This window comes from Chitinibacter sp. GC72 (genome assembly GCF_009760905.1).
Classification (GTDB): domain Bacteria; phylum Pseudomonadota; class Gammaproteobacteria; order Burkholderiales; family Chitinibacteraceae; genus Chitinibacter.
On record NZ_VIRW01000011.1, the window covers coordinates 70930 to 91000 of the forward strand.

Here is a 20071-nt window from a genome sequence, read left to right on the forward strand (position 1 = left end):
CCCAACAGCGCCGCGGGTTATCTTGTCAGGATGATGAAATACTCATTGAATCCGGCACCAGAAAGCGTTATCGTAACGCATCCAATCACCCCCATTGCCATGAACCCCAATCTCCAGCGCATCCGCGAGCTTTACGAGCAAAGCAAACAGTTGATTTATGTCGACTCGGCAGAATCATTGCGCCTGATCGACGAGGCCGTTGCCCTGCTGAGCCCAGCAGACGAGCCGGCGCTCCGCGTTGCGGTGATTTATCAGCAAGTGGAAATGCTCACCGCCTTTGGCCGCATTCATGAAGCGCTGATTTTATTGCACCAGATTCTGGTGATCGCCGAAACCGAAAACCTGGAGGCCGAACGCGGCGAGCTGCTCTACCATATCGGCATCGCGCATTACACCTTAGGCGACTTTGGCACCGCGATCGACTACTGGAGCGATTGCCTGAACCTGGAAAACCAGGGTTTTTCGGCAGCCACACGGATCAATACCTATATCTCGCTGGGCCAGCTGTATTTTGCCTTCCACATGCCAACTGACGCCTTGCGCCACCACTTGAGTGCACTCAAGTGGGTGAACGAGCAGATCGCAACTGATCTGTATGTGCGTCTGCTGATCAATCTGGTCGCTGATTATTGTGAGCTGGGGCAGCATGAGCAGGCACTGACATATCTGGATGAAGCCGAAACGCTGGCCAAAGAAATCCAGCATTTTGAATATCTGGGCGAGGCGCTAGGCTACCGCACACTGATTCTGCTTGAAGAAGACCGGCTCGATGAAATCACCCAGCTACTGGAGCGTGGTCACACAATGGAGCGCTATTGGGCCTGGGGTGAAATCAGCTGGAAAATCGTGACCGGCAAAATCCTGCAAGCCGAAGAGCGCAATAATGAGGCCATCACCGCATTTGAAGAAGCGCTGGCGCTGGCCAACCAGTACGAATGCAATAGCAAAGTTCATGTGGTGCATGCCGTGCTGGCGCGCGCCTACGATAGGGTGGGCAACCATGCTCTGGCCGAAAAACACCAACGGCTTTACCAGGAACACTTCAATCGGCTAGGCTCACCCGAGATTTTTGCCCGCCTGCAGCAGCTGGAAGCCCAACTCGAAAATACCTAAGCCAGTATCTGCTTGGAAATCAACCCAGACAATTGCCACAAAGCAATACCCCTTCCCCGCCTTAAGCAAAGGACGCCGACATGCATGCATTCAGCTTTCATAATCCCTGTCAGATCGAATTTGGTGCAGGACAGATTGCCAAACTGGGCAGCCTGATTCCTGCACAGGCCCGGGTGCTGGTGTTGTATGGCGGTGGCAGCATCAAACTCAATGGTGCTTACGCGCAGATCAGCGCGGCATTGCAGCAGCATCATTGGCAGGAATTTTCCGGCATCGAGCCCAACCCCGAATATGAAACACTGATGCGGGCGGTGGAGTTTGCGCGCGAGCATGCGCTTGATTACATCGTGGCGGTGGGTGGCGGCTCGGTGATTGACGGGGCCAAATTTGTCGCCGCGGCCGTGCCGCACACCGGCGATTGCTGGCTGATTATCGGCAACCGCACACAACTAAAAACAGCCCTGCCGCTGGCAGCCGTCCTCACGCTACCCGCTACCGGCTCGGAAAGCAATTTTGCCGCGGTCATTTCAAGACGGGAAAGCAATGACAAATTGTCATTCAAAAATCCGCTGGTGTTTCCCAAGCTGGCCATTCTGGACCCGACACTGACGTTTTCACTACCCGCACGGCAAATTGGCAACGGCGTGGTCGATGCCTTCGTGCACACACTGGAGCAGTACCTCACCTACCCAAACGAAGCCCGCGTGCAAGACCGACTGGCCGAAGGGATTTTGCAAACACTGATCGAAATCGGCCCGATCACACTCAACGAGCCGGACAATTACGATGCTCGCGCCAATCTGATGTGGGCGGCCAATCAGGCTCTGTATGGCCTGGTCGGTTTGGGGCAGGCTCAGGACTGGGCTACTCACGCAATGGGGCACGAGCTGACCATGCTCTTTGGTCTGGATCATGCGCGCACGCTGGCCATTGTACTGCCCGCTTTATGGCGCTATCGCTTTACCGCCAAGCAGGCCAAGCTGGCACAATACGGGCGGCGAGTCTGGGCGCTGACCGGCGATGATGCCACAGTGGCTGCCGCAGCAATCGAAGCGACCAGCCAGTTTTTTGCCCAGATGGGCTTGTCTGCTCGGCTCGGCGATTACGGCATTGACGCGCAAGAAGCCGCCGATGGCGTTGCCGCCCAGCTAATCCGGCATCAGCGTCTAAAACTGGGAGAAAACCAGGATCTCACGCCCAACGATTGCCGTGCCATTTTGCTGACAGCGGCATAGGCGATTGCGGTGTAAGCCAGAACACAGTGGTATTCTTGCGCTTTGAGCCTTTCACCGACAGCAGACCCATGAACGAGGCAGAATTAAGGCGCCAAATCGCCCGTGCACGCAAACTCCTACACTCGCAAAGCACCGAAGCATTGGCCATCGTTCTGGATGCCCGCAAGCACGCCAAAGCGTTGCAATTGCCCGAGCTAGAAGCCAATGCTCTGTGCATCACTGCCCTGTGCGTTTATGACTTTGGCCATTACGCTGAAGTACTCGATTACCTTGATCAAATCGCCCAGCTGGCCAGCCAGAACCACATCGGGCAACAGGAAGGCGAGCTGCTGCAAACGTATGCGCGCACCTACTACACGATGGGCGAGTACGCCAAGGCCAGTGACTACTGGCGACGCTGCCTCACCCTGCCCGACTCGGCCATCATTCTGGATACGCGTATCAAGGCGCATATTGGCCTGGGCCAATTGTATTACGCGCATGAACATTATGAGTCGGCACTGGCTCATCATCGCCGGGCCGAAGAACTGGCCGCCAGCTCGGACGACTACCAGCTGCAAGCGGCCATCCTGATCAATATTGCCGCCGACCTGATTAGCTGCAACAAGCTTAGCGATGCCCACGTGGTGCTCAAAGGCGCGCTGCCTTTGGTTAAAGCCGACCACAATTACCGCAATGAAGCCGAGATTTATGCACTGATCGGGCAAATCCAGCTACTGCGCGACGACTATGACAAAGCCCGGATGAGTTTGCTCGTGGCACTGAAAATCAACCGCATGCACATCAATCAGTGGGGCGAAGCCAGTGCCATGCTCACGCTGGGCAAAGTCTATCTGGCCAGCGGCCATATCGAGATGGCACGGGAGCAGCTGGTTGAGGCACTGAACAAAGCCTGCGGTCTGGGTGCAATTCATCTGCAATACAATGCCCACTTGGCGCTGGCTGAAATTTATTCAAAGCTCGGTAAAAGCGATATTGCCGAAGGGCATGTTTTATTGCACAAGACTTTGCGCAATCAACTACTGGCCAGCACACTGGAAAGTGATCTGGAAACCATGGAATTGCGCCTGGAACTGCTATAGCGCTGACGCAGGGATGCACGTATGACCACAGAACAAGATGTAAACAACCTGAATCAGCGTGCGCGCGCTCTCTCGCGCGAGCATCCTACCGAAGCGCTGGCCTGTGCGCAGCAAGCCGCCATTTACGCCATCCAGCTCAACTATGATTTTGGCTTCACCGAGGCCATTTTCATTCAGGGCAGCATTATGAGCTTGCAGGGCAATGTGGCCGAAGGACTGCACCTGATGCGCCACGCTCTGTATATGGCCAATCTGCACCAGTTTCAAACGCTAACCCCCGATTGCCTGCAGGAAATTGCCAGAGCCTGCTACACGATGGGCGACTACGATAATGCACTGGATACTTGGGCGTTGTGTCTGGATGCCGCTTTGGCCATTGACGCCAAAGACATCTATATCAAGGGGCAGATTGGACTGGGTCAGCTGTATTTTGCGCATGATGATTTTTACAATGCGCTCAATCACCACCTCAAGGCCCGCGATCACGCTTACCAATGCCAGGATCAGAATATTCTGGCCGCAATCGAAATCAATATTGGTACCGACCAGTTTGAACTCAAGCAACTCGATAGCGCCAAAACCATACTGAAACGTGCCCTGGTGTACGCACAACAAGCGCACAATCTGGAATATCAAGCTGCGGCCATGGGCACGCTAGGCCGTGTGGCGCTGGCGGAAAATGATTTGCCCCTTGCACGCTCTTATCTGGAGCGTGCTCGCGGGATCAACCAGCGACATGAAAACCGCTGGGGAGAAGCGCACAATCTGTATAACCTCGGACTGTTGGCGCGCCGGGAAAACCAGCTCGACAAGGCTATCGAGTTTTTCAATCTGGGCCTGCAGGCAGCTGAACAGATGAGTGCAGGTCATTTAATTTATCAACTGGAGTTCGCCCTGTCCGAAGCCCAAGAATACAGCGGTAACTTTGCTTTGGCGCTCAAGCTGCACCAGCAAGCCTACCAGCATCACTACCAGTTATTGCGCCAGGCTTCATTGCAACGCCTGCATGCCATGGAAACCAAGTTGGAAGCCGAAAGAACCAGACAGGAAAACATCCATCTGCGCGCGCAAAACGATCAGGAGCGCAAAGCACGCCTTTACAGCGACCATATCGCGTCGCAAGACCAACTGACCGGGCTCTTAAACCGCCGTGGCTTCGAGCAGCGTGGACACGCACTACTGCAATCGAACCCGGAACACCGTGAACCGCTGGCACTACTGATGCTGGATATTGATTTTTTCAAGGGCGTCAATGACCGCTGGGGTCATCTGGTTGGCGACTATGTGTTGCGCCAAGTCGCTGCCCTGCTCAAATCCGGCTGCCGTCAGGACGATCTGGTCTGCCGCTGGGGCGGGGAAGAATTTCTGATCCTGCTACCGTCGCGCAATGGCATGCCCGCGCGCGATGTGGCCGAGCGCCTGCGCCTGATGGTACAAAACTGGTCATGGGACAAAATCGAACATGGGCTGAGCATGAGCATCAGCATTGGCGTGACACACTATCAGAATGACACCCAGTTGATGCAGCTCGTCCAGCGGGCCGATCAGAATTTATATCGAGCCAAGCAAGCGGGTCGTAATCAGATCGTTTTTTAAGCATGAACTGGATGCAAATTTAGCTAAATATCAATATTTTCTACCTTACTCGCCATATCCTTATTAAATTTGCGAGTTTTACCTGACGTTTTTCCGTTAAAATTCGGTCTTTAGTCGTATTTCCCGCCGGAGATGCCCTTCATGGCCGACCAGACTGCCGCGCCCCTCGCTCACACGCAAGAACGCCTGCGTGAAATCCCGTATAACTACACCTCATTTTCCGACCGTGAAATCGTGATTCGCCTGCTTGGCCAAGATGGCTGGCGCGTATTGGATGAGCTGCGTCAGGAACGCAAAACAGGCCGCTCTGCCCGCATGCTGTTTGAAGTGCTGGGTGATATCTGGGTCGTCAAGCGCAATCCTTATGTGCAGGATGATTTGCTGGAAAATAATAAGCGCCTGAAGCTGCTGGTTGAAGCCATGCATCACCGGCTCTCCGAAATTGAAAAACGCCGCCAGGAAAACGAGCGCGTCAATGTGCTGCTGGCGCGGACACGCCAAGCCGTTGATGAATTTGAACGTGAATTCCGTGATGTAGCGATCCTGCGTAAAAAAGTCATGCGCAAAATGGGCTCGCTTACGCGCAAGGATAATATCCAGTTTGATGGTCTGGCTCGCGTGTCTCACGTGACCGACGCCACCGACTGGCGCGTTGAATACCCCTTTGTCGTACTGTGCCCTGATACCGAAGCCGAAATGGCTCCGCTGGTGGCGGCCTGTATCGAGCTGGGGCTAACCATTATCCCGCGTGGCGGTGGTACGGGTTACACCGGCGGCGCTGTGCCGCTTACCCCACTGAGCGCCGTGATTAACACGGAAAAACTCGATCGCCATCAGGGCGTTGAGAAAATGCGCATTCCGGGTGTTGAACACGAAATTTCAACGATCCAGTGCGGTGCCGGTGTAGTCACCCGCCGCGTCATGGAAGCGGCTGAAGAAGCTGGTCTTGTGTTTGCCGTCGACCCAACCTCGGCCGATGCCTCCTGTATCGGCGGTAATGTCGCGATGAACGCCGGCGGAAAAAAAGCTGTGCTGTGGGGTACTGCGCTTGACAATCTGGTGAGCTGGAAAATGGTCGACCCCGATGGCAACTGGTTGTTCATCGAGAGGATGGATCACAATCTGGGCAAAATCCACGATGCAGCGCAAGCGACTTTCCGCATCAGCAAATTCAAACCCGACGGCAAAACCGCACTGGGCATCGAGACTCTGGTGATTCCAGGGACCACCTTCCGTAAAGAAGGCCTGGGTAAAGACGTGACCGACAAGTTCCTTGCGGGTTTGCCGGGTATACAGAAGGAGGGTACCGATGGTTTGATCACCAGTGCGCGCTTTGTGCTGCACCGCATGCCCGATCACATCCGTACTGTCTGTCTGGAATTTTTCGGTGAAGTCAGCCGCGCGGTCCCATCGATTGTTGAAATCAAAGATTATTTGGATGCGCACCCGACGGTTCAGTTAGCTGGTCTGGAGCATCTGGATTGGCGCTATGTGCGTGCCGTCGGCTATGCGACCAAGGCCAAATCCAAAGGTCGCCCGAAAATGGTATTGATCGCCGATATCGTATCGGACGATGAAAAAGCGCTCGGTGAAGCCACCAGCCATGTGGTGCAGCTGGCCAACGCCCGTGGTGGCGAAGGCTTTGTTGCCGTATTGCCTGAGCAGCGCAAAAAATTCTGGCTTGATCGCGCCCGCACCGCCGCGATTGCCAAACACACTAACGCCTTCAAGATCAATGAAGACGTCGTCATTCCATTGCCACGGCTGGGCGAATACTCGGACGCGATTGAGCGCATCAATATCGAGCTGTCGATCCATAACAAACTCGAGTTGCTCGATCATCTGAGCGATTTCTTCGCCCAAGGTCGTCTACCCTTCGATACCAGCGACGCGCCCGTCAGTCACGATGTGCTGATCGGAGATCGTCGTGAATCGGCGCTGGCGTTTATTGCGCAAACGCGCAAACACTGGGAATGGATTAACACCAATCTGGACGACGCTTTCGAGCTGTACCAAACCGCATTCCCACATATGCCGCTGGAAAAAGCGGTTGACGCCAATGAGTTGCCGCAAAGCGTGTTCCACGCGCTGCGCGACTTTGTGCTGCGCATTTCGTACAAGCGCGAATTGCTGACCGAATTGGAAACACTGTTTAGCGGCCGTACCGACAAGCCGATTTTGGACGCGATCCATGCGCTGCATCAGAAAGTACTTAAAGGCCGGACCTGGGTTGCGCTGCATATGCACGCGGGCGATGGCAACGTGCATACCAACTTGCCAGTCAATTCAGACGACTATGAAATGCTTCAGCGTGCCCACCACGCAGTGGCGCGCATTATGCAAGTGGCACGTGATTTGAATGGTGTCATTTCGGGCGAGCACGGCATTGGTATTACCAAGTACGAATTTTTAACGCGCGAAGAACTTGCCCCATTTGAAGCGTACAAACAAAAAGTCGATCCGAACGGCCACTTCAACAAAGGCAAGTTGATGCCGGGCGCCGATCTAACCGATGCGTACACGCCGTCATTTAGCCTCTTGGGCACTGAGTCGCTGATTTTGGAGCAGTCCGATATTGGCAGCATTAGCAATATGGTCAAAGACTGTTTGCGTTGTGGCAAATGTAAGCCTGTGTGTACCACGCACGTACCGCGCGCGAACTTGCTCTATAGCCCGCGTAATAAGATTCTGGCGACGGGTTTGCTGACCGAAGCATTCTTGTACGAAGAGCAAACTCGCCGCGGTATTTCGCTCAAGCACTTTGAAGAACTTGGCGATGTGGCGGATCACTGTACCGTGTGCCACCGCTGCGTGAATCCTTGCCCGGTGAAAATCGACTTCGGCGATGTGTCGGTTGCGATGCGTAATTTCCTGCGCAAAGAAGGCAAAAAGAAATTCAACCCGGGCTCAGCACTGGGCATGACTTTCTTGACCTTAAAAGATCCGGCCACCATCAAATTGATGCGTGCCTTGATGATAGGCTGGGGCTATAAAGCCCAGCGTCTGGGGCATTCGCTGGCGAAACGCTTTGGCCTGCTCAAGGGCGTAACCAAACAGCCGCCATCGACACTTGGCACGGCCCCCATCAAGGCGCAGGTGATTCATTTCATCAACAAACCGATGCCGGGTGGCCTGCCGAAGAAAACCGCGCGTGCGCTGCTGGACGTTGAAGACAGCAATGTCGTGCCAGTCATTCGTGATCCGAAACGGCTGAACGAAGAAAATGAAGCGGTGTTCTACTTCCCCGGTTGCGGCTCGGAACGCCTGTTCAGTCAGGTCGGTTTGGCCACACAAGCGATGCTATGGCATGTGGGGACGACTACAGTGTTGCCGCCAGGCTATCTATGTTGTGGTTACCCGCAAACTTCGAGCGGCCAACAGGACAAAGGCGACAAGATCACGATGGAAAACCGCGTGCTCTTCCATCGTCTGGCCAATACGCTGAACTACCTCGATATCAAGACCGTGGTCGTGTCGTGTGGGACGTGTATGGATCAACTGCTCAAATATCGTTTCGAGGAGATTTTTCCGGGCTGCCGCCTGCTGGATATCCATGAGTATCTGCTTGAAAAGGGCGTCAAGCTTGAAGGTGTGAGCGGTACCCAGTATATGTATCACGAGCCGTGCCATACGCCGATGAAAACGTATAAAGGTATCGACGTGGCCAACGAGCTGATGGGTCAACGTGTTGATCTGAATGATCGTTGCTGCGGCGAGTCGGGTACGTTCGCGGTGGCGCGCCCTGATATATCGACTCAGGTTCGTTTCCGTAAGCAAGAAGAGATGGAAAAAGGCGCGGCCAAACTGCGCGCCGATGCGGGCGATGCCAAAGCGCCAGTCAAGATCCTGACTTCCTGCCCATCTTGTATGCAGGGCTTGAGCCGTTATAACGAAGATTCGGGCACTGAAGCCGATTACATCGTGGTCGAAATTGCGAAGGCGGTACTGGGCGAGAACTGGATGCCCGAATACGTTACGCAAGCAGGCAATGGTGGTATCGAGCGCGTCCTGCTGTAATTTCAGCTTATTGTCGTAAGCTATCATGGCGTCAGAATCTGCAAGGATTCTGACGCCATTGTTTTTTCAGCCTTTTACCAGCCAGCGTTTGTCGCTATCTTGTAATCTTCTTCACGCAAAATGGCTCCCTTCGAGCAGAATGCCCGCTCAATCCCTCCTGCGCGTAATATAATCAAAAGATTATTTAGCTGACGGACTTCACCCATGCCTACCCAGTGCCCACTCTGCCAGCAAGACGGCGGCAAAATTGTCTGGCGCAATAACTTGGCACGCGTCGTACTGGCCGACGAGCCTGATTACCCCGGATTTTGCCGGGTTATTCTGAATCGTCATGCGGCCGAGATGACTGACCTGTCCGTTGCAGAACGCACCGAATTAATGAATATCGTCTGGGCCGTTGAAAGCATTCAGCGCAGCGTTTTAAATCCGACTAAAATCAATCTGGCCAGCTTAGGTAATATGGTGCCACATGTGCACTGGCACATTATCCCGCGCTGGCACGACGATCTGCACTTTCCTGCCCCGATCTGGGCCAACGCGAGTCGGGATCGTCAGGTTTACACCCCGGCGCTAGCGCTTCTTGATCAATTGCAACACCAACTTGAGCAATTAAAGCCATGATCGAGGTTTTGATTCAGCGCACACTCCCCGCTTTGGGCGGCAGTAGCACACCACAATTTGATGATGTGCGTACTGCCCGTGACTGGCTCAAATTACTCCCGATGATCAATGTGCCGATTGCCCATGCAGAAATCAGCCAGGCACTGTCGGAATTGAACCAAAGTGATCTGGCCGCGCTGGAAAGCCTGAAAATTGTTGAACAGTTCCGCGAGTCAGTGCACGTATTGCAAGACGCAACACTGAGCAAACTGATCGGTAAAGCGCTGCCTCTGAGCGACGAAGAAGAGAAAATCTGGCAATCAATTGCAAATTTGTGGCGCTTGCTTGAAACAGCCTATGCGCGCGCCTGGCATGCCGCGTGCAAGAATCAATTGGGGATTGCTGAATTTTTGCCACTCCTGGCCGAGCGCACGCTGTATTACGCCAATAAAAATCTGCAACATCTGGCGCATATCTACCGCAAGCCGGGAGACAAGGAATGGCGGCAATTGTTTGCTTATTACGAACTGGCCAAAACCCAGCACATTGAAAAACTCAAAGCACGCGACAGCCTGATCCCCATCAGCGGCACCAGTACGCCGGAATCGATTTTTCTGCACGCCTTGTTATTCAATATGGCCAACCCGGCGCAGTATTCATTCAAGCAGCAAGTTTGGCTTAATAACCGGCTGGAAATTCTCGCTACGCGCACCTCACTGCAGGCACAGGCACCCACCCTGCCGCAGCGTGCGCCACTCTGCATCGATCTGGCCACCCCGGCCCCGGCCACACGTCGCGCCAATCCTCGCACACAGGATAGCGAACTCGAAATTGATACGCTGGCACTGGCTCAGGTGATCAGCAAGCGGATCAAACTACTCAAACTGGGTGAAATGCCGGAGAAAATTGGTCTGGGCAATGAGCTTGGGCCGCAGGCAGCCGAAGAAATCCTGCGTGATCTGTATCGGCTCTGGTGCGATCATCCCATGGAGCGCACGCTGGTACGCCGCAGTAGCGAGCAATATCTTGAGGCCGGAGTTGGCCTGAACAATCTGCACCTGTGGCTGGCGCGCCATCAATTTGCACCACCGCCGCAAAACGAACATCAAATGAGCAGCACCGAATTGATGCAGATCCGGATGTTTGGTCAGACCCGCGCTCGCCCAGTGATCGCGCCAGCAGCGCCGGAAACACAGCAATGGCAAATTGTGAATGAAACGGCGCAAGGCATGTGCCTAAACAGCAGTGGCGCACTCGCCCAGCGCCTGCAACTGCATCAGTTAATCCTGCTGGCCGACGGCAAAGCGCAATTTCTGGGGCAAATCCGCTGGTTATCACAATACGCAGCGCACTGGGAAATCGGCATCGAGCTGCTACCCGGCATTCCCGAAGCAGCCTGTATCCGCGCGCAGGATGCGGCCCGCTTTGGCCAAGGTGACTTCACCCAGGTGCTGATGCTCGGCGCGATGCCTGCGCTTAAGTCACCAGCCACGCTGCTGCTGCCTCCCGGCTGGTTCAGACAGGGGCGGCTGCTCGATTACTGGGATGGCAAGCAGATGAATCGCATCCGTCTGGTTACCCTGCTGGGTCGCGGCGCGGACTATGAGCGCGTACATTTTGTTGCTTCAGGCGGCCTGTAAAACCGAACAACCAGGCACGGCAGCGCCAGCCGAGCAAGAGCGCCAGCACGGCGGCATAGATCATCGGCTCGCTCAGGTCTTTTTTCACCAGCCACCAGAAATGCACCACCGCCAGAATGGCTATCGGATAAATCAGGCGATGCAATAGCCCCCAGCGCCGCTTGAGTCGACGCATCATGGCCTTGGTCGAAGTGATGGCCAGCGGTATCAAGAGCAGCAAGGCCAACATGCCGACCGTAATAAAAGGCCGCTCGATAATGTCCCGCACGATTGCAGCCCAATCAAACAACTGATCAAGCCAAAGATAAATACCAAAGTGCAGCACGGCGTAGAAAAACGCATACAGCCCGAGCATGCGCCGGTACTGCAGCCAGCCCGACCAGCCGCTCATCTGCCGCAATGGCGTGATCGCCAGCGTCAGCAATAAAAAAACCAGCGCCCAGGTACCGCTAGAGCGCGTTATAAATTCAACCGGATTGACCAGCTCACCCTGCCAGAGCAGAAACACAGCGCGCAGCAATGGCAATAGCGACAGAACAAACCATAAAGACCCGCTTTGCAGTAAGCGCAGCAACACCTGAATTACTCCCCATATGTATATCGCTACAGAGCAATATCAAAAATAACTTCCAGGCTATACCCTAGAAAAATCTCGTCAGATCCATCCCCTGATACAAGCGGGCCACTTGATCGCCGTAGCCGTTAAACGGCAGCGTTTTGCGCTTGAGAAATTCGCCGATTCGCCGTTCGGTAGCCTGGCTCCAGCGCGGATGCGCCACTGCGGGGTTCACATTGGAATAAAAGCCATATTCATTGGGCGCAGCCAGATTCCAGCTCGTTGCGGGCTGTTGCGCCTGCAAGCGGATCCGCACGATGGATTTGATGCTCTTGAAACCATATTTCCACGGCACCACCAGGCGGATCGGCGCGCCATTCTGATTGGGCAGCACTTCGCCATACAAGCCCACCGCCAGTATGGTCAGTGGATGCAGAGCTTCGTCCATGCGCAAGCCCTCGCGATACGGCCAGTCCAGCACCCGGCTCGCCAGCCCCGGCATCTGCTTGGGATCATTGAGCGTTTCAAAGGCGACAAATTTGGCGTTGCCCGTTGGCTGTACGGCTTTGAGCAAGCTGGCCAACGGGATACCCACCCAAGGTATCACCATGGACCACCCTTCCACACAGCGCAGGCGGTAGATACGCTCTTCCAGTGGGGCCAGCTTTAATATCTCTTCAATGCCGAAGGTTTTGGGTTTGCCCGCCTCACCTTCGACCACCACTTGCCACGGGCGGGTTTTCAAGCTGCCCGCATTTCTGGCCGGGTCTTCCTTGCTGGTGCCAAATTCGTAAAAATTATTGTAGGAAGTGATTTCTTTGCGGCTATTGGGCTGCTCGGAGGCCGAATAGCGGCTGGGGATGCCTTTTAAGGCTGCGGCAGCTTCACCAGCCAGCAAAGCAGTGCCGGCTGCCGCAGTCATAAATTGCCGACGATTTAAAAACACGTCTTTGGGTGTAATTTCGGATGGCAATATATCGCCGGGACGACGAATCAGCATGATCAGGCTCCACATTCATTCGGATGACTTCCGATTAGTCGTAATGGGAGACCGGATCTGACAACGAAGTTCCAAGACAACCGCAAAATCTGCCGCGGTATTATTTCACTTTCAAAATCCACTCGGCCATCTGTTTGGCCTCGGCCTCGCTGACCGCGTTGGCTGGCATGGGCACCCCGCCCCAGACTCCCGAACCGCCTTTGCGGATTTTCAGCGCCAATTTGCTGACCGCGCCTTTGTCGGTTTTGTATTTGGCCGCCACATCCTTGTACGAGGGGCCGACCATTTTGGTATTGGTGGCATGACAGGCAAAGCAGCTTTTCGATTTCATCAATGCCTCAACGCCCGATGCCTGCACTGGCAAGGCCAGCAAGGGGCCCAAGGCCAACATCATCCATGCAACTGGCTTTTTCATCGTTATCTCCTGATAGATTGCTCATGGTTTTGGCGAACGCCGGTCCCGCCGCGCGCAGCTTAAAAGGCGAGTCGCTGCGCGCACTCTGCCGATAATGCCATGCTTTGCCCGGCAAATAATCGACTTAAATCAATAATAGCGGGCAAATTCTATGCGCAAAGTGGCCAATCCAAGCGACAATAGCCCCCTTACTGTGCAGGTGAAACCCATGGACTACTTCCCGCTTTTTATCAACTTGAAACAGCAGCCTTGCATGATCGTCGGTGGTGGCGAAATTGCCGTGCGCAAGCTGCGGCTGCTGGCCTCGGCTGGCGCAGATATTACGGTGGTCGCGCCCGAGCTGTGCGATGAAATGCGTGAAATGGTCAAGCACGGCAAAGTGCATTGGCGTCCGGCCGAGTTTTCACTTTCGCACATTGCCGGGCAAAGGCTGGTGATTGCCGCCACCGATCACGCCAGCGTCAATCAGGCGGTGTTTGCCGCCTGTGAAGCGGCGGGCATTCTGGTCAACTCGGTCGATGATCCGGCGCACAGCCGTTTTATTACCCCGGCGATTGTTGACCGTTCACCGCTGACCATCGCCTTATCCACTGGTGGCGGCGTGCCGGTGCTGGCGCGACATTTGCGCAGCCAGCTGGAAGCACTGATCCCGCACGGCTGGGGTGAGCTGGCCAAAATGGGCAGCCAGCTGCGTGCACTGGCCAAGGAAAAAATGCCCGATCCGGCCAGCCGACGCCAATTCTGGGAGAACGTTCTGGCTGGCCCCATCCCCGATCAGGTCTTTTCCGGCCAGCTTGAAACGGCACGTATTGCCTTGGAGGACGCAATTAACAAGGGCTCGGTGCCAATACGGGGTGCGGTATATCTGGTAGGCAGCGGCCCGGGCAACCCTGACCTGCTCACTTTCCGCGCGCTGCGCCTGATGCAGCAAGCCGATGTCGTGCTGTACGACAATCTGGTCAGCGCCGAAATTATGGAGCTGGTGCGCCGCGACGCCGAGCGGATTTATGTCGGCAAGAAATCGAATAACCACGCGCTGCCACAAGAAGAAATCAATCTGCTGCTGGTGCGTCTGGCGCAGGAAGGCAAAAAAGTATTGCGGCTTAAAGGCGGCGACCCCTTTATTTTTGGCCGGGGTGGCGAAGAAATTGCCGAGCTGGCCGCTGCGCAAATTCCGTTTGAAGTCGTCCCCGGCATCACCTCGGCGGCAGGCGCTTCCTGCTACGCCGGCATTCCGCTGACGCACCGCGATTACGCGCAATCGGTCACTTTTGTCACCGGCCATCGCCGCGCCACCGACAGCGACGCCGACAAACTCGAGCTCGATTGGCCACGTCTGGTGAATCCTAATGAAACCGTCGTCGTTTACATGGGCGTGGCACAGGCAGGGTATATTGCTGAACAGCTTATTGAACATGGCCGAGCAGGCAATACCCCTGTCGCCATCATTGAGCGCGCCACCACGGCGCAGCAAAGAGTCGTGATTGCCGAACTCAGCACACTGGCGCAAACCATTCACGACAGCCACATCAAACCGCCAGCGCTGCTCATTATTGGCGATGTGGTCAAACTGCACGAGCAGTTGAACTGGCGGCAATAAATCCGGCACATTGGCAACGTGGGCAATTGCGATACTCGGCCACTACGGCTTTATCGCCTATTGGCAATACGGGAAATCCGGCAGCAATGACCACTAGGGTCTGTTGACGTTTGGTTTGCAGATCGCGTTTGTGCTGATTTTGAGCTGAAACCAGGCGCGAAAACCACCGCATAGTCATTCTATGCAAGGTTTTTGCAACGCAGGGTCAGCTCAAAAGCGGCCAAATCGAGACTTTATATAAAACATCCGGCTGGCGCGACTGCAACCCAAACGTCAACAGACCCTAGCTATCACCGCCAAGGCATCGCACAATAAAGCCACCTTGCTGATGCGATGCCCGCCATGACTTTTGCCAATGCCACCCGCCTAATTTTGCTTGCTGCGATCTGGGGCGCTTCCTTTCTGTTTATGCGTATTGCCGTCCCCAGCCTAGGGCCAATCTGGCTGATCAGCGCCCGCATCGGGCTGGCGGCGGTGTTCTTGGGGCTGGTGGCTGCGGCGCTCAAGCACCGGTTTGACTGGCAGAACTGGCGGGAATATCTGTTTCTCGGCCTGTTTAATACCGCGCTGCCTTTTCTGGCTTACGGCTTTGCAGCCCGCACCCTCAATGCGTCGATGATGTCGATTCTGAATGCCACGGCACCGATCTGGGGCGCGGTGATCATGGCCTTGCTAATGCGCAAAATGCCAGCGCGCAAAGTGTGTCTGGGCTTATTGCTTGGCATGCTGGGGGTGGCGGTGCTGGTGGGGTTTGACCGGATCAGCACTCAGGTCGGGGCCGGTCTGGGCATTCTGGCCTGCCTGGGAGCCACTTTGTGCTATGGAATTGCCAGTGCCTACACCAAGCTCAAAGCCCAGCATATTGCGCCGTTTCAGGTCGCGCACGGCAGTATGTGGGGAGCCAGCCTGCTGCTGGCGCCGCTATTTTTGAGCAGCCAGCCGCTAGCAACGCCCACGCCATCGGTCTGGCTGGCAATTATTGCGCTGGCCGTCCTGTGTACCGGCTTTGCCTATTTGTTGTATTTCCGTCTGGTGAGGGAGATCGGCGCGGCTTCAACGCTGACGGTTACTTTTCTGATTCCGGTCTTTGGCGTGCTCTGGGGCGCAGTGTTTCTGGGTGAACATATCGGCGGCAATACCATTGCCGGTGCAATCATCATCCTGCTTGGCACTGCGCTGGTCTGCCTGTAATTCGTGCAGCAAAAAAACAATGCGCGGTATCGCCGCGCATTGTGTCTAGCCCGCCACCGCTGAGCTAGTCGAAGATGGTTTAATCGAAAATCGCTTAGTCGAAAATCACTGTTTTGTTTGAATACACCAGTACGCGGTGCTCCAGGTGCCAGCGCACCGCGCGCGAGAGCACCACGCGCTCCAGATCGCGACCTTTCTGGATCAGCGCTTCGACATCATCACGGTGAGAAATCCGGTTTACGTCCTGCTCGATAATCGGGCCGTCATCGAGAATTTCGGTCACATAATGGCTGGTCGCGCCGATCAGCTTCACGCCACGCGCAAAAGCACGGTGATATGGCTTGGCACCGTCAAACGCGGGCAGGAAACTGTGATGAATATTGATCACTCGCTGCGGGTAAGCCGCGGTAAATTCGTGGCTGAGTACCTGCATATAGCGCGCCAGCACGATCAGATCGATTTCTTTCTCGACCAGCAGCGCTTTTTGCTTGGCCTCGGCTTGCACTTTATTGTCTTTGGTAACGGGAATCACGTGGTATTCGATACCGTAGAACTCGGCCAGCGCGCGGCAATCTTCGTGATTGGAAATAATCAGCGGGATTTCGCAATTGAGTTCGCCACTTTTGTGCCGGTGCAGTAAATCAACCAGGCAGTGATCGTATTTCGACACGAAAATGGCCATTTTCTGCGGGCGATTGGACAGCGCCACTTTCCAGGTCATCTCGAATCGGTCAGCAATCGGCTGAAAAGCCGCCGAAAAAGCGTTCATATCCAGCGTGAAATCGGATAAATCCCACTCGATCCGCATCAGAAACAGATTATCGGTATTGTCCTGATGCTGGTCGGAGTGAACGATATTGGCGTTATAGGTATACAGAAAGTTGGCAATCGCCGCAGACAGGCCTTTGCGGTCTGGGCAGCTGATCAGGAGCGTGGCAGTTTGATTCATGATGGATTCGCAAACAAAAGTTGCAACGATTCTAACAGCCACACGCCGCTGATGTCAGGCAAAAGCCACGAGTTTTGTGCCTGATCAGCTCATTTGCCGCAGCCAGGGCCGCCAATAGGCGGCAAGTCAGTTCCTGCGACAGCCTCGCCACGGCTTTGGTATCATTGCCGCACTCGGCGTGGCGCTCGTTGTTGCCAGCTTTAGCCGCCCGCTGCCGCGCTTTTCAACCTGCTGTCATGTGACCCTTAGAGCTTATGTTCGACATCGTTTTATACCAGCCCGAAATCCCGCCCAATACCGGCAATATTATCCGTCTGGCCGCCAATACCGGCTGTACGCTGCATCTGGTGAAACCACTGGGTTTTCCGCTTGACGACACAAAAATGCGCCGCGCCGGGCTCGATTACCATGAATACGCACACATGCAGGTGCATGAAAACTGGGCCGATTGCCGCGCCGCCCTGGCTGGACGGCGATTTTTTGCCGGCACCACCAAAGGCTCGCAGCGCTACGATCTGGTGCAATTCAAACCCGGTGATGTGCTGGTGTTTGGCCCGGAAACGCGCGGATTGCCCGCCGAAGTTCTGGCCGAATTCGCCCCGCAAGACCGGATTCGCCTGCCGATGCACCCGGACAATCGCAGCCTGAATCTATCCAATGCCGTCGCCATCACGGTGTATGAAGCCTGGCGACAGAATGATTTTGCGGGCGGTATTTTTTAAGTACGCCTAGGGGTGAAAAAGGCCGCTGTTTTGCGGCCTTTACATACTTCACCTTAGCATTCATCGCCAAACCAATCTCAGCAAGGGCTACAGCGATATACCCTAGTCTTTGTTCCGCATAAAATCAGCCGTTTTGAAAAATGCTTCTTCCAGATGCTCGCGCAGCGCATCGCTCATCGTAATTTCGCTCATCGCCTGATACATGCAGAGCAGCCACTGATCGCGCTCGGCCTCGCCAATGGCAAACGGCATATGCCGCGCCCGCAAACGCGGATGACCGTATTTTTCAATGAATAATTGCGGCCCGCCCAGCCAGCCGGACAAAAAATCAAAAAACTTGTCACGAATCAGCGCGCTGTCTGGCGCATGCATGGCGTGGATGCCCGCCGCCCGTGGATCTGTCGCCATAATGTCATAAAACCGATCCACTAATCGGCGTAACACGGCTGCACCACCCAATAACTCATACGGGCTTAACTCACAAGCACCTGACATAACCACTCCCTACCACCACTAATTAATACATATTTATTACAATATTGTTAATTTTGTATATTGTTTTCGACTAACAAATCCTGCAACTGATCGTTCAGCTTGCTAAGACAAGATTGGGTTTTATACTGAGTAACAGTTCTCTATTAAATTGAGGCACCTTATGTTCAACCAGCTTACAATTTCCAAAAAAATAACTGTCGGCTTTGCATTCCTGATCGCACTGTTGATAGCGGTTGGAATATCTGGAATTTACCACATGCGCAGTTCGGCAGCGATGGTCAAACAATTGCTAAGCACTGATCTCGTTTACGGTGTCGGGATGACAGATTTTACCGAAGATATACTTTTGCTGCGGCGCTATGAGAAAGATTTATTCATGAATTTGAACAAGCCCGAGAAAATAACAGAATACAAAGAAAAATGGGATAAAACTCTAAACCATTCAAAAATCACCTTAAGCGAGTTGGACAAAGTAGCCAACACTGAACAAGCGAATGATTTACAAGGGCTCTCAAAAGGGATTGATGCGTATGCAACTGCATTCAATGAAGTTGCTGCGCAAGTAGCTGCTGGCAAATTTACCACCACTCAGGAAGCAAATGAGGCTTTTGATAAATACAAGGCCGTAATCCGCAAGCTATCCGAAGATTCTGATGAGCATGCAGAAGCGGCGATTCAAGGAGTCAATGCGATTGCAGAAAAAGTAAACACCAATGAAGAAAGCACCTTGCGCAACACTTTGATTTTGATGTTGCTAGCTACAACTGTCGCAGTTGTTGCGGTGTATTTTATCAGCCAAGCCGTCCGCAGGCCGCTAGATGAAATGCAGCGCGATATCGGCGAGATGGACAGAACCGGTAATATTGGTTTGCGCCTGAAAGCACATAATCAGGATGAAATCGGCCAAACCACCAGCGCACTCAATCGGCTGTTTACCGGTATGTGCGAGGTGATTTCGCAGGCCAACCGCAATTCCAGCGAGCTGATCAGTGCCGCGCACGAACTCACCAGCGCCTCGTCGCAAATCACCCAGTCGTCTCATCTGCAAGCCGAAGCGTCGGCGTCAACGGCCGCAGCGATTGAGCAGCTGACTGTGAGCGTGAACATGATTGCCGACAACGCGCACAATATGGAGCATGAAACCCACGAAGCAGCACAAACCGCGACCGAAGGCGCCCTAACGGCGCAAAAAGCTGCGACTGAAATCAACCAGATTGCCGATTCAATCAATCATTCTTCACAGGTGATCGTGCAGCTTAATCAGCGCTCGGATGAAATTGGCAGCATTGCCATGGTGATCAAGGATATTGCCGACCAGACCAATTTGCTGGCCCTCAATGCCGCGATTGAAGCGGCCCGAGCGGGCGATCTGGGGCGCGGCTTTGCGGTGGTCGCCGATGAAGTGCGCAAGCTGGCCGAGCGAACCACGCAGGCGACGATAGAAATCACCAGCAAGATTGATTCGGTGCAAAGAGACACCAGTACCGCCGCCGAAGGGATGCGGGCCGCTACGCATCTGGTTGAAAACGGCGTGCGCAGCACGCAAAGCGTTGCCGAGGCGCTGGCGCAAATTGAAGTGGTATCACGGCGCTCGGTCGAGCACATTACCAGCATCAGCAGCGCAATCAAGGAGCAAAGCACGGCCAGCCATGAGATTGCCCGCCATGTCGAGCAGATCGCCCAGGCCAGCGAAGAAAATCACAGCGCAGCCGCCAGCACCAACCGGCTCTCCGAGCGCTTAAGCCAGATTGCACAGAGTCTGGATAACACCATCCGCCGCTTTAAAGTCTAGGGCAGCAAACCCGATCATTTCAGAACAGGGCCACACATTGCCTTCTGCACTGATGCTTTTCTGGAGCC

The 20071-nt window shown here is 54.5% G+C and carries 16 protein-coding genes; 11 read left to right on the top strand and 5 right to left on the bottom strand.

Going from position 1 to position 20071, the window contains the following annotated elements:
• The first annotated feature begins 99 nt into the window (after positions 1 to 99).
• The 7 genes from FLS37_RS10760 to FLS37_RS10790 all read left to right on the top strand — a co-directional run bounded on the left by FLS37_RS10760 (position 100) and on the right by FLS37_RS10790 (position 11283).
• Positions 100 to 1113, top strand: a complete 1014-nt coding sequence (locus FLS37_RS10760; protein WP_157669933.1) for a tetratricopeptide repeat protein — start codon at positions 100 to 102, stop codon at positions 1111 to 1113.
• A gap of 80 nt (positions 1114 to 1193) precedes the next feature.
• Positions 1194 to 2348, top strand: a complete 1155-nt coding sequence (locus FLS37_RS10765) for an iron-containing alcohol dehydrogenase (protein ID WP_157669934.1) — start codon at positions 1194 to 1196, stop codon at positions 2346 to 2348.
• Positions 2349 to 2416: 68 nt separating this feature from the next.
• Positions 2417 to 3430: a hypothetical protein gene (locus FLS37_RS10770; protein WP_157669935.1), complete on the top strand. Its 1014-nt coding sequence runs from the start codon at positions 2417 to 2419 to the stop codon at positions 3428 to 3430.
• A 21-nt stretch (positions 3431 to 3451) separates the two neighbouring features.
• Positions 3452 to 5026 carry a tetratricopeptide repeat-containing diguanylate cyclase gene (locus FLS37_RS10775; RefSeq protein ID WP_157669936.1) on the top strand — a complete coding sequence of 525 codons (1575 nt, stop codon included), beginning with the start codon at positions 3452 to 3454 and terminating at the stop codon, positions 5024 to 5026.
• A 141-nt stretch (positions 5027 to 5167) separates the two neighbouring features.
• Positions 5168 to 9043 (top strand): FAD/FMN-binding oxidoreductase, encoded by a 3876-nt coding sequence (locus tag FLS37_RS10780; protein ID WP_157669937.1) that lies wholly within the window; start codon positions 5168 to 5170, stop codon positions 9041 to 9043.
• 204 nt (positions 9044 to 9247) lie between these two features.
• On the top strand, positions 9248 to 9664 hold the full coding sequence (locus FLS37_RS10785) for an HIT family protein (RefSeq protein ID WP_157669938.1): 417 nt from the start codon (positions 9248 to 9250) through the stop codon (positions 9662 to 9664).
• A complete protein-coding gene (locus tag FLS37_RS10790; RefSeq protein WP_157669939.1) occupies positions 9661 to 11283 on the top strand; it encodes a hypothetical protein in 1623 nt (540 codons plus the stop codon). The genes FLS37_RS10785 and FLS37_RS10790 overlap by 4 nt, the downstream gene beginning before the upstream one ends.
• Here the strand turns inward: FLS37_RS10790 and FLS37_RS10795 are convergent.
• From FLS37_RS10795 to FLS37_RS10805, 3 genes are all read right to left on the bottom strand, one after another.
• Complete coding sequence (locus tag FLS37_RS10795; RefSeq protein WP_232522568.1) at positions 11219 to 11860, bottom strand: sulfite oxidase heme-binding subunit YedZ; 642 nt, start codon at positions 11858 to 11860, stop codon at positions 11219 to 11221. The genes FLS37_RS10790 and FLS37_RS10795 overlap by 65 nt on opposite strands.
• A 64-nt stretch (positions 11861 to 11924) precedes the next feature.
• Positions 11925 to 12839, bottom strand: coding sequence for a protein-methionine-sulfoxide reductase catalytic subunit MsrP (gene msrP, locus FLS37_RS10800; RefSeq protein WP_157669940.1), 915 nt, complete (start codon positions 12837 to 12839; stop codon positions 11925 to 11927).
• Positions 12840 to 12939: 100 nt separating this feature from the next.
• The gene (locus tag FLS37_RS10805) at positions 12940 to 13254 is read right to left on the bottom strand and encodes a c-type cytochrome (protein WP_157669941.1); all 315 of its coding nucleotides are present in this window, start codon (positions 13252 to 13254) and stop codon (positions 12940 to 12942) included.
• Between the two features lie 208 nt (positions 13255 to 13462).
• Here FLS37_RS10805 and cysG point away from each other — a divergent pair, with 208 nt between their 5' ends.
• A complete protein-coding gene (gene cysG / locus FLS37_RS10810) occupies positions 13463 to 14854 on the top strand; it encodes a siroheme synthase CysG (RefSeq protein WP_157669942.1) in 1392 nt (463 codons plus the stop codon).
• A gap of 342 nt (positions 14855 to 15196) precedes the next feature.
• Complete coding sequence (locus tag FLS37_RS10815) at positions 15197 to 16045, top strand: DMT family transporter (RefSeq protein ID WP_157669955.1); 849 nt, start codon at positions 15197 to 15199, stop codon at positions 16043 to 16045.
• A 94-nt stretch (positions 16046 to 16139) separates the two neighbouring features.
• On the opposite strand, the gene purU is transcribed toward FLS37_RS10815, so the two are convergent.
• Positions 16140 to 16994 (bottom strand): formyltetrahydrofolate deformylase, encoded by an 855-nt coding sequence (gene purU, locus FLS37_RS10820; protein WP_157669943.1) that lies wholly within the window; start codon positions 16992 to 16994, stop codon positions 16140 to 16142.
• A gap of 254 nt (positions 16995 to 17248) precedes the next feature.
• On the opposite strand from purU, the gene FLS37_RS10825 reads away from it, so the two are divergent.
• Positions 17249 to 17716: a tRNA (cytidine(34)-2'-O)-methyltransferase gene (locus tag FLS37_RS10825; protein WP_157669944.1), complete on the top strand. Its 468-nt coding sequence runs from the start codon at positions 17249 to 17251 to the stop codon at positions 17714 to 17716.
• Between the two features lie 102 nt (positions 17717 to 17818).
• On the opposite strand, the gene FLS37_RS10830 is transcribed toward FLS37_RS10825, so the two are convergent.
• Positions 17819 to 18211 carry a group II truncated hemoglobin gene (locus tag FLS37_RS10830; RefSeq protein WP_157669945.1) on the bottom strand — a complete coding sequence of 131 codons (393 nt, stop codon included), beginning with the start codon at positions 18209 to 18211 and terminating at the stop codon, positions 17819 to 17821.
• 160 nt (positions 18212 to 18371) lie between these two features.
• On the opposite strand from FLS37_RS10830, the gene FLS37_RS10835 reads away from it, so the two are divergent.
• On the top strand, positions 18372 to 20003 hold the full coding sequence (locus tag FLS37_RS10835) for a methyl-accepting chemotaxis protein (RefSeq protein ID WP_157669946.1): 1632 nt from the start codon (positions 18372 to 18374) through the stop codon (positions 20001 to 20003).
• Positions 20004 to 20071: the final 68 nt, after the last annotated feature.